This window comes from Micromonospora sp. GCM10011542, assembly GCF_042650685.1.
In the GTDB taxonomy this organism is placed as follows: Bacteria; Actinomycetota; Actinomycetes; order Mycobacteriales; family Micromonosporaceae; genus Micromonospora.
The window spans coordinates 269,117-282,946 of the sequence record NZ_JBHSBO010000058.1 but is presented as its reverse complement, the minus strand read 5'-3'; the positions used below and the strand labels follow the sequence as shown (position 1 = coordinate 282,946).

The 13,830-nt window shown below is 71.3% G+C and carries 15 protein-coding genes; 9 read left to right on the top strand and 6 right to left on the bottom strand.

What is annotated here, in order from left to right; genetic code table 11:
• Positions 1-62: 62 nt before the first annotated feature.
• Positions 63-818 carry a GH25 family lysozyme gene (locus tag ACFOW4_RS22055; RefSeq protein WP_377530674.1) on the bottom strand — a complete coding sequence of 252 codons (756 nt, stop codon included), beginning with the start codon at positions 816-818 and terminating at the stop codon, positions 63-65.
• Positions 819-946: 128 nt separating this feature from the next.
• Positions 947-1,498 (bottom strand): Uma2 family endonuclease, encoded by a 552-nt coding sequence (locus ACFOW4_RS22050; protein ID WP_377530672.1) that lies wholly within the window; start codon positions 1,496-1,498, stop codon positions 947-949.
• 100 nt (positions 1,499-1,598) lie between these two features.
• Between ACFOW4_RS22050 and ACFOW4_RS22045 the strand changes: the two genes are divergently transcribed.
• The 5 genes from ACFOW4_RS22045 to ACFOW4_RS22025 all read left to right on the top strand — a co-directional run bounded on the left by ACFOW4_RS22045 (position 1,599) and on the right by ACFOW4_RS22025 (position 5,472).
• Positions 1,599-2,342: a M50 family metallopeptidase gene (locus tag ACFOW4_RS22045; RefSeq protein ID WP_377530670.1), complete on the top strand. Its 744-nt coding sequence runs from the start codon at positions 1,599-1,601 to the stop codon at positions 2,340-2,342.
• A gap of 116 nt (positions 2,343-2,458) precedes the next feature.
• On the top strand, positions 2,459-3,067 hold the full coding sequence (locus ACFOW4_RS22040) for a class I SAM-dependent methyltransferase (RefSeq protein WP_377530667.1): 609 nt from the start codon (positions 2,459-2,461) through the stop codon (positions 3,065-3,067).
• Between the two features lie 4 nt (positions 3,068-3,071).
• Positions 3,072-4,055: a ketopantoate reductase family protein gene (locus tag ACFOW4_RS22035; RefSeq protein WP_377530666.1), complete on the top strand. Its 984-nt coding sequence runs from the start codon at positions 3,072-3,074 to the stop codon at positions 4,053-4,055.
• Positions 4,056-4,118: 63 nt separating this feature from the next.
• Complete coding sequence (locus tag ACFOW4_RS22030) at positions 4,119-4,619, top strand: sigma factor-like helix-turn-helix DNA-binding protein (protein ID WP_377530664.1); 501 nt, start codon at positions 4,119-4,121, stop codon at positions 4,617-4,619.
• The gene (locus tag ACFOW4_RS22025) at positions 4,612-5,472 is read left to right on the top strand and encodes a hypothetical protein (protein ID WP_377530661.1); all 861 of its coding nucleotides are present in this window, start codon (positions 4,612-4,614) and stop codon (positions 5,470-5,472) included. The genes ACFOW4_RS22030 and ACFOW4_RS22025 overlap by 8 nt, the downstream gene beginning before the upstream one ends.
• A 41-nt stretch (positions 5,473-5,513) precedes the next feature.
• Here ACFOW4_RS22025 and ACFOW4_RS22020 read toward each other — a convergent pair whose 3' ends face one another.
• Entirely contained in the window at positions 5,514-7,097 is a 1,584-nt protein-coding gene (locus tag ACFOW4_RS22020) for an acyl-CoA carboxylase subunit beta (RefSeq protein WP_377530658.1), read from the bottom strand.
• 84 nt (positions 7,098-7,181) lie between these two features.
• Between ACFOW4_RS22020 and ACFOW4_RS22015 the strand changes: the two genes are divergently transcribed.
• Both ACFOW4_RS22015 and ACFOW4_RS22010 read left to right on the top strand, forming a co-directional pair.
• Entirely contained in the window at positions 7,182-8,057 is an 876-nt protein-coding gene (locus ACFOW4_RS22015) for a biotin--[acetyl-CoA-carboxylase] ligase (protein ID WP_377530655.1), read from the top strand.
• A 93-nt stretch (positions 8,058-8,150) separates the two neighbouring features.
• The gene (locus tag ACFOW4_RS22010) at positions 8,151-8,723 is read left to right on the top strand and encodes a PH domain-containing protein (protein ID WP_377530654.1); all 573 of its coding nucleotides are present in this window, start codon (positions 8,151-8,153) and stop codon (positions 8,721-8,723) included.
• A 39-nt stretch (positions 8,724-8,762) separates the two neighbouring features.
• Here ACFOW4_RS22010 and ACFOW4_RS22005 read toward each other — a convergent pair whose 3' ends face one another.
• The 3 genes from ACFOW4_RS22005 to ACFOW4_RS21995 all read right to left on the bottom strand — a co-directional run bounded on the left by ACFOW4_RS22005 (position 8,763) and on the right by ACFOW4_RS21995 (position 10,621).
• Entirely contained in the window at positions 8,763-9,314 is a 552-nt protein-coding gene (locus ACFOW4_RS22005) for a MaoC/PaaZ C-terminal domain-containing protein (protein WP_377530652.1), read from the bottom strand.
• Positions 9,311-10,021, bottom strand: a complete 711-nt coding sequence (locus ACFOW4_RS22000; protein ID WP_377531691.1) for a GtrA family protein — start codon at positions 10,019-10,021, stop codon at positions 9,311-9,313. The genes ACFOW4_RS22005 and ACFOW4_RS22000 overlap by 4 nt, the downstream gene beginning before the upstream one ends.
• Before the next feature lie 63 nt (positions 10,022-10,084).
• Entirely contained in the window at positions 10,085-10,621 is a 537-nt protein-coding gene (locus tag ACFOW4_RS21995) for a GtrA family protein (RefSeq protein ID WP_377531689.1), read from the bottom strand.
• 437 nt (positions 10,622-11,058) lie between these two features.
• On the opposite strand from ACFOW4_RS21995, the gene ACFOW4_RS21990 reads away from it, so the two are divergent.
• Together ACFOW4_RS21990 and ACFOW4_RS21985 are read left to right on the top strand one after the other, a co-directional pair.
• Entirely contained in the window at positions 11,059-12,903 is a 1,845-nt protein-coding gene (locus tag ACFOW4_RS21990; protein ID WP_377530650.1) for a phosphoenolpyruvate carboxykinase (GTP), read from the top strand.
• A gap of 37 nt (positions 12,904-12,940) precedes the next feature.
• A complete protein-coding gene (locus ACFOW4_RS21985; RefSeq protein WP_377530648.1) occupies positions 12,941-13,810 on the top strand; it encodes a hypothetical protein in 870 nt (289 codons plus the stop codon).
• Positions 13,811-13,830 lie beyond the last annotated feature (20 nt).

The window sequence follows — 13,830 nt, the reverse complement described above, 5'->3', positions numbered from 1 at the left end:
GCGGCAGCCGGACCGATTGTCCACCGTGCGGTGACAGCCGATCCCGCTGCCGCCAACCGCTGTCAGGCCGTGTTGTTCGCCAGCGCGATCAGGCGCGTCCGGTCACCGTTCCAGTAGTTGCGGTCCACGTCCCCACTGATCCCCGAGACTCGGCCGGTAGCGGTGTACTGCCAGAAGCTCCACACCGGAGCGCCGGCCGGCAGGGCGCCCGGCGTGCTCGACCAGCGGGCCAGCCACAGCGGGTGGTTGGCCCAGGGGCCGGTCCAACTGCCGGTGCACTGGTTCCAGAAGCTGGTGGTGGTGTAGATGACCGCGTACCGGCCGGTGCGGGAGCGGTAGGTGTTGAGGAAGTCCTGGACCCAGTTCCGCATGCCCGTGGTGCTCAGCCCGTAGCAGTAGCCACCGCTGTACGGGTTGGCCTCGAGGTCGAGTGCCGCCGGCAGCGTGCGGCTGTCCGCCGACCAGGCGCCGCCGTTGGAGGCCAGGTAGTTCGCCTGGGTCGAGCCGGCAGAGATGTTGGGCCGGGCGAAGTGGTACGCCCCGCGGATCACCCCGGCGTTGTACGCGTTGACGTAGTTGGCGTTGAAGTTCGGGTCCTTGTAGCTGGTGCCCTCGGTGGCCTTGATGAAGGCGAACTGGATGCCGGCGCTGCGCACGCTGGTCCAGTTGATGGTGCCCTGGTAGCGGGAGACGTCGACGCCGGGCGTGGTGGCGGCGGCCGCGGGGCCGGCGGTCGCGACCAGGGTCGCCGCGGCGGCCGCGAGCACGGTGAGGCCGGCCGCGAGTACGCGGCGCAGCGGTGATCTGGTACGGGCCATGGCTGCCTCCAAAGGACGGCGTTCTATTGACGCTCATCATTGGAGATAACTGCCCTAGATCACAAGAGCCGTAGAGAAAACTTTCATCGACGGGTGTCGGTGGCCCGGACGGATTGCCGCGGGGCGGATCAGCGCAGGGTGGCGGGATCAAGCTGCCAGCGGAACGGTTCCGCTGTGGTCAGCGTCTCGCCCGGCTTGGCCACCTGCTCCTCGACGTAGTGCGCGCCGTCCAGCCGGAACAGCCGCAGCGAGTGACCGTCGCCGTCCTGCTCGACCAGCAGATACCAGGGGATCCGCGCGATGGCGTAGAGCTGCATCTTGACCAGCCGGTCGGCGGCGGCGTTGCCCGGTGAGACGATCTCGCAGACCAGGACCACCTCGGCGGCCTCCACGATCGTGCCCTCGTCGTCGGTGTCCGCCACGACCACGTCCGGAATGACGATCCGGTCGACCCCGAGGCGGACGTTGACGGCCTCGAAAACGAGGAGGTTCTGGGGCCGCGCTGCTGGACGCAGGCTGTCGACGAGGTTCCACGACACCAACTGGTGCCGCTTGCTCGGGGCAGGGCTCACGATCAGGCTCCCGTCGAGCAGCTCGATCCGGTCCGGGGTCTCACCCAGGGCGAGGTAGTCGGCCTCGGTCCAGAGCCCGACGTGATGTCCCAGGGGTTCCGCACTCACCGGCGCTCACCTCCCGCTCCACTCGCCACCCGATCAGTCTCACAGGATACGAGCCGGTGCCCGAGGAGCGACACGAACGCCGCCGGTAGGCTCGCGCCCCATGATGTCGATCGACGGGCTGGGCAACCTCTGGGACACGCTGTTCGGCGCGCAGCCGGACCCGCCCCCGCTGCTGGTGCTGCTGACCGCCGCCGTCGCGCTGGTGGTGGTCTCCACGCGGCTGCCCTGGCGGATCGCCCGCAACGCGATCACCATCGCGCACGAGGGCGGGCATGCTCTGGTCGCCCTGCTCACCGGTCGCAAGCTGCGCGGCATCCGACTGCACTCGGACACCTCCGGGCTGACGCTCTCGGCCGGCCGGCCCAGCGGACCGGGCATGATCCTGACCCTGCTCGCCGGTTACGTCGCACCGCCGCTGGTCGGGCTGGCCGGCGCGTGGCTGCTCGGCGGTAACCGGATCACCCTGCTGCTCTGGGTGGCCGTGGCACTGCTGCTCGCCATGCTGGTGATGATCCGCAACGCGTTCGGTGTGGTGTCGCTGCTGGTCACCGGTGCCGTGGTGCTCGCCGTCTCCTGGTACGCCACCCCGCAGGTGCAGGCGGCGTTCGCGTACACCGGGGTGTGGTTCCTGCTGCTCGGCGGGGTGCGGCCGGTGGTGGAGCTGCAACGGCTGCGTTCGCGCGGCCGGATGCCCGCCTCCGACGCCGATCAGCTCGCAGGCCTCACCCCGTTCCCCGCGTTCTTCTGGGTGGTGGTGTTCGCCCTGGTCAACCTCGCCGTACTGGTGGCCGGCGCCCTGCTGCTGGCGGGCCCCATCCTCACCGACGCAGCCCTGACCGTCTGACCCCGTCCCGATCCGGGCGATCATGGACTTGTGGTGGGTTACCAAAGCCCTGAACCACCATCAACCGGGCACCACAACTCCATGATCGACGGGCGGGGGCGGTAGCGTCGCAGGGCATGGACGAGCTGACCAGCCGGACCCGCGATGCGTACGACCGGATCGCCGCGGACTTCGCGGCCCGGAACCCGGGTATGCCGGCGAGCTATCTCGCGCTCGCCGACGATGTCCAGCGCCGGTGCGCGGGACCCCTGCTCGACCTGGGCTGTGGCGTCGGCCGGGACCTCGCCTTCTGGGCCGAGCGTGGCGTCGCCACGGTGGGGCTGGATCTCTCGCAGGGAATGCTCGCCATCGCCCGTACCCGGACCACCGCCCCGCTGGTGCAGGCCGACATGCTGGGCGTGCCCTTCGCCGACGCCGCCTTCGGCGCGGTCTGGTGCTCTGCCGCCCTGTTGCACCTGCCCAAGGCGCTGGCGCCGGTCGCGCTCGCCGAGGTGCGCCGGGTGCTGCAACCCGGCGGGGTGCTGCTGGTTTCCCTGCAGGAAGGCAACGGGGAGAGCTGGGACCGCTGGGCGGGTGAGGACGTGGATCGGTTCTTCGCCCGCTACTCGCCGGACGGGTCGCACGCTCTGTTGGCCGGCGCGGGTTTCACGCCGCTGCGGATGGAACGGGACGTGTCGCCGGTCAGGCAGCGCTGGCTGTGCCACCTCGCCGAACGGGCAGAATGACGCCATGCGATACGTGATCATCGGGGCGGGCGCGGTCGGCGGGACCATAGGCGTACGGCTGGCCGAGTCGGGCCACGAAGTGACCCTGGTGGCCCGCGGCGCGCACCTGGCCGCGATGCGCGAGCGGGGCCTGACCCTGCGCCAGCCCGACGGCGAGGTCACCGCCCGACTGACCGCGGTGGACGGCCCCGGTGACCGGCCGCTGCCCGCCGACACCGTGCTGATGCTGACCGTCAAGTCGCAGGACACCGCGGGCGCGCTGGCCGCCTGGGCGGACGCGCCGGTGGCCGGCGGTGGTACGGCCGCGGAGCGGCTGCCCCTGGTCACCGCGCAGAACGGGGTGGCCAACGAGCGGGCGGCGCTGCGGCTCTTCGCCGACGTGCACGCGGTCTGCGTCTGGCTGCCGGCCACCCACCTGGAGCCGGGCGTGGTGGTGGCCAACGGGCACCCGCATCCGGGGATGCTGCACATCGGGCGATACCCCGCCGATGCCGCCGACATCGACCGGGCGGTCGCCGCCGACCTGACCGCCGCCGGGTTCGTGGCCCCGGTCCGCGCCGACGTGATGCGCTGGAAGTACGGCAAGCTGCTCAACAACCTCGGCAACGGCCTCCAGGCGTTGCTCGGCGGCGACATCCCGGACGCCCTGTCCGAGCGGGTCCGCGCCGAGGGCGTCGCCACGCTCGCCGCCGCCGGTATCGCGCACACCTCGACCGCCGAGGAGGCGGCCGAGCGCGGCGACAAGGTCCAGCAGCGCCCGGTGCGGGGCGAGTCCCGCTCCGGCGGCTCCACCTGGCAGAGCCTGGCCCGGGGCGCCGGCTCGACGGAGGTCGACCACCTCAACGGCGAGATCGTGTTGCTCGGGCGGCTGCACGGCGTACCGACGCCGGCCAACGCGGCCGTGCAGCGCGCGGTGCGCCGGGCGGTCCGGGAGCGGATTGCGGCCGGCGCCTTCCCGCTCGCCGAGCTGGAGAAGATGATTCCCTGATCGGGGCAACCGGCGGCACCACCCGGCGCGTGTTCCCTGCGACCGACACGGGGAGGTAGCGGGGTGCCGGACGTCGACGGGTTCGACGAGTTCTACCGGGGAAGTCGGCAACGGCTGCTCGGGTTCGTCTACGCCCTGACCGGCGATCGGGTCGAGGCGCAGGACGCCGTGCAGGAGGCGTACATCCGGGCGTGGCAGCGCTGGTCCACGGTCAGCCGGTACGACGATCCGGAGGCGTGGGTGCGCGTGGTGGCCAGCCGGGTCGCCGTCAGCCGGTGGCGCAGCCTGCGCAGTCGCGCCCGCGCGTACCTGCGGCACGGGGCCTCCGAGACCGTTCCCGGGCCGGGCACCGACACGGTCGAGGTGGTCGCCGCGCTGCGACGGCTGCCCGAGGAGCAGCGCACCGCGATCGCCCTGTACTACCTGATGGGCATGCCGGTAGCCGAGGTGGCGCGGGAAACCGAGGCTCCCGTCGGCACGGTGAAGGCCCGACTCTCCCGGGGACGCGCGGCGCTCGCCGGGCTGCTCGCCGTCTCTGACCTGGAGGAGGCCGCCGATGCGTGACGACCTGACATTCGTCGAGCGGGTCCACCGGGACCTGCGCGACGTGCGGTGGCCCGAGCCGCAGGAGATCCGGGCCCGGGCCAGGCGACGCAGCCGGCGTACGGCCGTGGCGGCGACGGTCGTACTGACGCTCGCGGGCGTCTCCGCCTTCGTCGTGACCGGAAACCGTGGCGAGTCGGCACCGCCCCCGGTGGCGGCCTCGGCCGCCCCGACCGCACCTGCCCGTGGCGAGATCGCCCTCGAGTCACTGCTGCAACCGGCCGACCTCGCGCAGCCGGCGCGCATGCAGCTCAGCGAGTCGGGGTTGACTGAGCCGGTCCTCGTGGAACACATGCTGGGCCGCTGCCGGGAGAGCCAGGGAATGGCAGCCGGCTGGCCGACGTCCCACTGGTCACGGTCACAGACTCTGCTGCGGGATCGCCCCGTCGACCGCAACCCTCGTGATGTGCTGCTCAGACAGGATGTGTACCGGGTGGCTCCGGAGGCGGCCGCGTCGTTCTTCGCCGACCTCGACCGGCTGGTGGCACCCTGCGCCGAGTGGCGCAGCTTCGCGCGCTACGACCTGGAAGGGGCCACGGGGACTGCTGAGGTGACGCACCGCTGGGCGGTGGTCCAGCGGGGCTTCGCGGGCGACGGGGCGGCCCTGCTGCGCTACAGCGAGTCGGAGCCCCGCGATCGGGAGACCGGCCGAGCCCTCGGCGTGGAACCGGCGTCGACCAGCACCGCCGTGGTCCGGGTGGGCGACCTGATCTCGGTACTCAGCCTCGCTGAGGACGGCACCGAGCCGGAGCTGCGGCGCCTGGCGGAGCTTGCCGCCCGCCGGATGTGCGTCGCCGCCAACCCACCCTGCTGATCGGGGCTGTCAGCGGGGTGGGTGGCGAGCAGGGGACGCCGTCAGAGCGGGATGTTGCCGTGCTTCTTCGGGGGCAGGGTCTCGCGCTTGGTGCGCAGCACCCGCAGCGCGCGCACGATCTGGGTACGCGTCTCGTGCGGCGGGATCACCGAGTCGACGTAGCCACGCTCAGCGGCGACGTACGGGTTGGCCAGGGTGTCCTCGTACTCGGCGATCTTCTCGGCCCGCACCGCGGCCGGGTCGTCCGCGCCGGCCAGCTCCGAGCGGTAGAGGATGTTCACCGCGCCCTGCGCGCCCATCACGGCGATCTGGGCGGTCGGCCAGGCGAAGTTCAGGTCGGCGCCGAGGTGCTTGGAACCCATCACGTCGTACGCCCCGCCGTACGCCTTGCGGGTGATCACGGTGACCTTCGGGACGGTCGCCTCGGCGTACGCGTAGATGAGCTTCGCGCCCCGGCGGATGATGCCGTCCCACTCCTGGCCGGTGCCGGGCAGGAAGCCGGGCACGTCCACGAAGGTCAGCACGGGGATGTTGAACGCGTCGCAGGTGCGGACGAACCGGGCGGCCTTCTCCGAGGCGGCGATGTCCAGGGTGCCGGCGAAGTGCATCGGCTGGTTGGCCACCACACCGACCGGTCGCCCCTCGACCCGGCCGTAGCCGACCACGATGTTCTGCGCGTAGAGCGGCTGGACCTCCAGGAACTCCCCGTCGTCGAGCACGTGCTCGATGACCCGGTGCATGTCGTACGGCTGGTTGGCCGAGTCCGGGATCAGCGTGTCCAGCTCGCGGTCCTCGTCGCTGATCTCCAAGGCGGCGGGAGCGTCGAACACCACCGGCTCGTCGAGGTTGTTCGACGGCAGGTACGACAGCAGCGCCTTGACGTACTCGATCGCGTCTTCCTCGTCCGTGGCGAGGTAGTGCGCGTTGCCGCTGCGCGAGTTGTGCGTGCGGGCGCCGCCCAGCTCCTCCATGCCGACGTCCTCGCCGGTCACCGTCTTGATCACGTCGGGGCCGGTGATGAACATGTGCGAGGTCTGGTCGACCATCACGGTGAAGTCGGTGACCGCCGGGGAGTAGACCGCGCCGCCGGCGCAGGGGCCCATCACCAGCGAGATCTGCGGGATGACGCCGGAGGCCCGCACGTTGCGGAAGAAGATCTCGCCGTAGAGGCCGAGCGAGACCACGCCCTCCTGGATGCGGGCGCCGCCGGAGTCGTTGATGCCGACCACCGGGCAGCCGATCTTCATGGCCAGGTCCATCACCTTGACGATCTTCTCGCCGAAGACCTCGCCGAGCGAGCCACCGAACACCGTGAAGTCCTGCGCGAAGACGCAGACCTGCCGGCCGTCCACCGTGCCGTAGCCGGTCACCACGCCGTCGCCGTACGGGCGGTTCTTCTCCAGCCCGAAGGCCGTCGACCGGTGTCGGGCCAACTCGTCGAGTTCGACGAAGGAGCCCTCGTCGAGCAGCATCTCGATCCGCTCGCGGGCGGTCCTCTTGCCCCGCGCGTGCTGCTTCTCGACCGCGCGCGCCGATCCGGCGTGCACCGCCTCGTCGACCCGGCGCTCCAGGTCCGCCAGCTTGCCCGCGGTGCTGTGGATGTTGGTCCCGGTCTCGGTAGTCACCCAGGGAATATAACGATGGTTCAGGCGGGTGCCGCTGTGCAGTACGCCTCAGTGCGTCCGCGACGATCACCGTAGGCTGACGGAATGCCGGGCTCGCCGTACACCGATCTGGACCGCCCGCCGCTGTCGGCGGCCCGGTTGAGCCGGGCACTGGTGGCCCCGCACGGCCCGTGGGCCCGGCTGGAGCTGCGTACCGAGACCGGTTCCACCAACGCCGACGTGGCCGAGGCGGCCCGGGCCGGCGAGCCGGAGGGACTGGTGGTGGTCGCCGAGCGGCAGACCGCCGGCCGGGGCCGGCGCGGGCGGGTGTGGCAGTCGCCGCCGCGGGCCGGCATCGCGACCAGCGTGCTGCTGCGGCCCGGTGAGGCCGCCGCGGAACGCGGCTGGCCGCCGGCGCCACCCACCGGGTACGGCTGGTTGCCGTTGCTCGCCGGCGTCGCGCTGGTCGAGGCGGTGGGTCGCCTGGCCGAGTTGGAGGCCACCCTGAAGTGGCCCAACGACCTGCTGATCGGCGACGCGAAGTGCGCCGGCATTCTGGCCGAGGCGGTTCCGGGGCCTTCGCCCGCCCAGCCGCCGGCCATCGTGCTCGGCATCGGGCTCAACGTGACGCTGCGCGCCGACGAGCTGCCGGTGAACCCGACCGGGCTGCCGGCCACCTCGCTGCAACTGGCCGGCGCGGCGGCCACCGACCGGGATCCGCTGCTGCGGGCCCTGCTGCGTTCGGTCGCCGACTGGTACGACCGGTGGCGTACCGCCGGCGGGGACGCGGAGGCCAGTGGCCTGCGCGCGGCGTACCTGGCCGCCTGTGCGACCGTCGGTCGCGAGGTGCGGGTGCTGCTGCCCGGCGGCGAGGAGGTGACCGGCACCGCTACCGGCGTCGACGTCGACGGTCAACTGCTGGTCGCCACCGCCGCCGGCGTCCGGGCGCTCGCCGCCGGTGACGTGCTGCACCTGCGCTGACCCGGCGGGGGCGGGTGCCGGCCGCGTGGCTGATCCGCGCGGGTGCCGCGACCGGTTACCGTCGGGCCGTCCGTTTCTGCGATGGAGGTTTCCGTGGCGTTCCCCGAAGACGTGCTCACCGAGGACGAGCACGTCGTGCTGCACCTGCACCCGCACTGGAAGGCGTTGATCCGACCGGTCGCGGTGCTGGTGCTCGCCATCGCCGCGGTGGTGGCCGGAGTACTGCTGCTGCCCGCCGGCGGCGGTGGCTCGATCGCGCTGGCAGTGATCGGGGTGCTCGCCCTGGTCGCGGTGCTCTGGCTCGGCCTGTGGCCGTTCCTGGTCTGGCGCACCACGCACTACCTGTTCACCAACGAGCGGGTGCTGCTGCAGCAGGGGGTCTTCTCCCGGGACCGGCGAGACCTGCCGCTCACCCGGATCAACGACCACGCGATGAACCAGCGTTTCCTGGAGCGGCTGCTCGGCGCCGGCACGCTCACCATCGAGTCGGCCGGCGAGCGCGGCCAGTCGGTGCTCGCCGATGTGCCCGGGGTCGGCCGGGTGCAGACCAAGCTGTACGAACTGGTCGAGGCGCAGCACGACAAGCACTCGCTGGGTGACGGGGAGATGCGCGGCATGCTCGCCGACATGCAGGACGGCAAGCCGCTGCGGGACAGCACCAGCTGATCCCGGCGTCCGCCGCCCCGGCCACCGTGCTGGGGCGGTTCAGCCAGGTGGGACGGGTCCGCTGGGCGCGACGGGTTCGCCGGGTGGCGGCTCGGTGGGCCGCATGGCGAACCAGCCGCGGAACCGGGTGCGCAGCACCTCGCGCTCGGGCTGGTCGTCGGCGCCGAGGCGGAGCATGGTGCCGGTGAGGCTCACGGTGCCCAGCCCCGGGCGGGCGGTGGACGGCCGCGCCCCCATCACGTCGACGCGTACGGCCAGCCGGTCACCCGCGTGGACCGGCGCGAGCCAGCGCAACTCCTCCAGCCCGGGTGAGGCGTCCGCCGCGGCCCGGGAGAGCAGGTGGTCGACGTACGCCCGCATGAACAGGCTGACCGTGTAGAAGCCGCTGGCGATGAGCCCACCGTGCCGGCTCGCCCCGGCCAGCTCCGGATCGACGTGGTACCACTGCGGATCGAAGCGGCGGGCGAAGGCCACCATCTCGTCACCGTCGACGGTGACCACACCGAGGTCGACGGTGCGGCCGGGCACGAGGTCCTCGAAGAACAGCTCCGCGGGAGCTCCGGTGCCGGAGCGGGTGGTCGGTGCCGTCACCGGCGGGGCGCGCGGCGGGTGCCGGCGTGCAGCTCCGCGGCGAGTTCCGCGTCCAGGTCGCCGGCCAGGCCGGCGGTCAGCGGCATGGGGCGGCCCTGGGTGGGCGCGCCCGCCGGGCCGGTTCGCTCGCCGGTCGGCGGGGGCTGCTCCTCCTCCAGCTCGGAGACCGACTCGGCCAGGTCCGCGACCGGGTCCATCTCGGCCATCGCGTCCCACTCGTCGCGCGGGATGGAGTGCCAGCTCGGCTCTGCCTCGGCCGTGGCCTTGGTCGGCGTGACGGGTTGGAAGACGAAGGTCCGGTAGGACCAGAACCGGAACAGCGTGGCCAGCAGCACGCCGCCGGTCTTGGCCACGTTCAGTGCCAGCAGGCTGGTCATGCCGAGCCCGTACTTGGCGGCGGCCAGGACGCCCAGCTCGATGAGCAGGCCGGTCGCGTTGAACAGGAAGAACAGGACATACTCCCGCCGGAGCGCCGATTTCGGGCGGTCCCGGTACGTCCAGTGGCGATTCATCAGATATGAGGTGATCGTCGCCACGACGGTGGCGATCACCGTCGCCTTCAACTGGCCGTCGGCGAATACGGTGAGTGCAAGGGCATTGAATACTGCGTAATTGATGACGGTGTTGATACCGCCGACGATGCCGAATTTGAGCGCCTCGTGGATGAACTTCTGCCAGCGCTCAGGCAGCAGACGGACAAGACGCATGCGAAACACCTTAGGGCAGTCGGTGAAGCCGGCGATCACCGGCCGGACGAGGTGGGCGGCAGGTCACGCCCCGTGGTCTCGGTCGTGCTTCACCTGCGGGACGGTCGGGATTCCCGCTTCGACGAAGACGAACCGCCGGTAGGACCAGAATCGAAACAGCGTGCCCAGGCCGGTGCCGACGACATAGCTGGCGACGTTGTCGGCGAGCGTGGTCTGGAAGATGGTCGGCCAGATGCTGCCCAGCCCGTAGCGGCTCAGCGCCAGGCACCCCACGGCGATGCCCAGGCCGACGGCGTTGAACGTGAAGAACAACGCGTACTCGCGGGCCGGGTTGTTGCGCTGGCGGTGCCGCCACGTCCAGAAGCGGTTGCCGAGGAAGGCCACGGTCGCCGCGAGCACGGTGGAGATCGTCTTCGCGGTCACCTGCTCGACGTCGCGCGCGGTCGTCAGGTAGTTGAACAAGGCGAAGTCGACGAGGAAGGCGACGCTGCCCACGGTGGCGAACTTGCTCAACTCGCGGACGAGGTGACCGAAGCGGTCGATCAATGCGCGGACCAGACCCGGTCGGGTCTGCCGGGGGCCCGGTTGCTCCCCGGTCATCGTCGCGGCCACGCGCCGAGCCTACCGGCTGGAAGCACGTCACAGGGGCAGCAACGACGAGTGCGCGGTGGCGGCGCCTCCGGGCCTTCCCGGGGTGCGACCTCGATGAACGCAGCGTAACCAAGCAGGAGGACTGACGCGGCTCGGAACGGGAATCCAGGAACCGGTCGGCGGGACCTGGCCGGGCCCGACCGCTCCCGCGCCGACCGGGATGCACGACAAGATTTGCGTGAAACTGCGCGGGAAAGCGGGTATCAGCTCGAGATGTCGCAGCGTGGCCGTACCTTGTGCAGTTCTTCACAACCAGTCCCACTGACTCGGAAGGCTGCCCGGTTTACGCTGAGGCCAATCCCAGGTTTCCACGAAGGCGACGCATCGCGCCGCTGAGACTCGTGCATCCCATAGATCGGTCAGCGTCGACCACAAGGAGATGTGTCATGGTTGCTCCGGCTGTTGTTCGGGGTATAGATCAGGCCCCGACGTCCCACCCCAAACTGCTCGCCTGGGTCCGTGAGGTCGCGGAACTGACCACACCCGACCGGGTCGTCTGGGTGGACGGGTCTGACGAGGAGTGGCGCCGCCTCACCGACGAGCTGGTCGAGGCCGGCACGCTGATCCGGCTCAACCCGGAGAAGAAGCCCAACTCGTTCTACGCGCGGACGGACCCGACGGACGTCGCCCGCGTCGAGGAACGCACCTACATTTGCTCCGTCGACGAGGCGGACGCCGGCCCCACCAACAACTGGATGGCGCCGGCCGAGATGAAGCGGACCATGACGGAGCTCTACCGCGGCTCGATGCGCGGTCGGACGATGTACGTCATCCCGTTCGTCATGGGACCGGTCGAGGCCGAGAGCCCGATGTTCGGTGTCGAGATCACCGACAGCGCGTACGTCGTCGCCTCGATGCGGATCATGACCCGGATGGGCGCCAAGGTCCTGGAGGCGATGGGCGACGACGCCGACTTCGTGCACGCCCTGCACTCGATCGGCGCCCCGCTCGCCCCCGGTCAGCAGGACGTCTCCTGGCCCTGCAACGACACGAAGTACATCTCGCACTTCCCGGAGACCCGGGAGATCTGGTCCTTCGGCTCCGGCTACGGCGGCAACTCGCTGCTCGGCAAGAAGTGCTACTCGCTGCGTATCGCCAGCGTGATGGGGCGCGACGAGGGCTGGCTCGCCGAGCACATGCTGATCCTCAAGATCACCTCGCCGGAGGGCCGGGTCTACCACATCGCCGGCGCGTTCCCGTCCGCCTGCGGCAAGACCAACCTCGCCATGCTGGAGCCGACCATCCCCGGCTGGAAGGTCGAGACCATCGGCGACGACATCGCCTGGATGCGCTTCGGCCCGGACGGCCGGCTCTACGCGGTCAACCCCGAGTACGGCCTCTTCGGCGTGGCGCCGGGCACCGACTGGAAGACCAACGCCAACGCGATGCGGACGCTGGACCGCGGCAACTCCATCTTCACCAACGTGGCGCTCACCGACGACGGCGACATCTGGTGGGAGGGCATGGGTGAGCCGCCGGCGCACCTGATCGACTGGAAGGGCAACGACTGGACGCCGGAGAGCGACAGCCTCTCGTCGCACGCGAACAGCCGGTTCTGCACCCCCATCACCCAGTGCCCGATCCTGGCCGAGGACTACTACAACCCCGACGGCGTCCCGATCGACGCCATCCTCTTCGGCGGCCGTCGCAAGGACACCATCCCGCTGATCACCGAGGCCCGCGACTGGGTGCACGGTGTCTACATGGGTGCGACGCTCTCCTCCGAGACCACCGCCGCCGCCTCCGGCGCCGTCGGCGTGGTTCGGCGCGACCCGATGGCGATGCTGCCGTTCATCGGCTACCACGCCGGTGACTACTTCCGGCACTGGATCGAGATGGGCAAGGGCGCCGACGGCGACGAGGCGAAGCTGCCGAAGATCTACTACGTCAACTGGTTCCGCAAGGACCCGGAGGGCTCGTTCCTCTGGCCGGGCTTCGGGGAGAACTCCCGGGTGCTCAAGTGGGTCATCGAGCGGCTCGAGGGGCGCGCCGACGCGGTGGAGACCCCGGTCGGCATGGTCCCGGCGCCGGACGCGCTGGACGTCGAGGGCCTGGACATGACCCCCGAGGATGTTCGGATCGCGCTGAAGGTCGACCCGGAGGAGTGGCGCAAGGAACTGCCCCTGGTCACCGAATGGTTCGAGAAGTTCGGCGACAAGCTGCCCGGCGTGCTCTGGGCGGAGCTGGACGCGTTGCGGGCCCGCCTGGACGCCGTGCAGCCCCAGCGGTAGGTGTGCGGAGCGCCCGTCGCGGGCAAGGGTTGATCCCATGAGGACGGCCGCCGAGACCCAGGTCCGGCGGCCGTCCGCCGTCCGGGTGCTCACCACCTTGCTCGCGACGACCGCGGCGGCCACCGTCGCGGTCGAGCTGCTCAATTTCTGGTACGCCCCGGAGCAGGGCTTCGGGTTGGCGGTGCGTACCGGCTGGGCGATGCTGCGCTCGTTGGGCTTCCTGCTGCTCATCGGGCACGTGCGGCGGGGCCGGTCAGCGGCCCGCCCGTTCGGTCTGATCCTCGCGGTCACCACGATCTTCGCCGTCGGGCGGCTGCTGGTGCCCAGGCAGGGCGTCCCGCCGCTGCCCGGGGTGCTCGGCTTCGCCGTGCTCGCCGCGCTCTGCGGCACCGTGGTCTGGCTGCTCTACCGCTCACCGGCGTTGGCCGGGCACCTGGTCCGGCACCGGCCCCGCCTGGTCATCGACTCCGCCGGCATCTCCTGGCGGGAGACCCCGCCGCGCCGGCCGCAGGCGAGCGGCTGGCTGCTCACCAGTCGGGTGGCGGCCTTCACCTACAGCCCGCTGATGCTGGTGCCGGCCCTGGTCGCCGGCGGTTCCATCCTGGACGGCCGGCTGGCCGCCGTACCGGCTGTGCTGTTCTGGTTCGGCGCCGGCATCGCGGCCAGCTACGCGGTGCTGTTCTGCACCGCGTTCCTGATGCGCGGCCGGCGCTGGGCGCGGACCCTGCTGGTGATGGTCACCGCGGCCGTGCTCGCCGTGGACCTGCCGCTGTGCTGGTGGCTGCTGGGCGTGGACGGGCTGGTCCGTGACGGCGGCCCGCTGCTCGCCTCCGCCGCACTGACGCTCTACGGGCTCTGGCGCGCCGCCCGCGCCGAACGCGCCGACGAGCCGGCCGCCCCGGCCTGAGCCGCTCCGTCGCGGCGTCA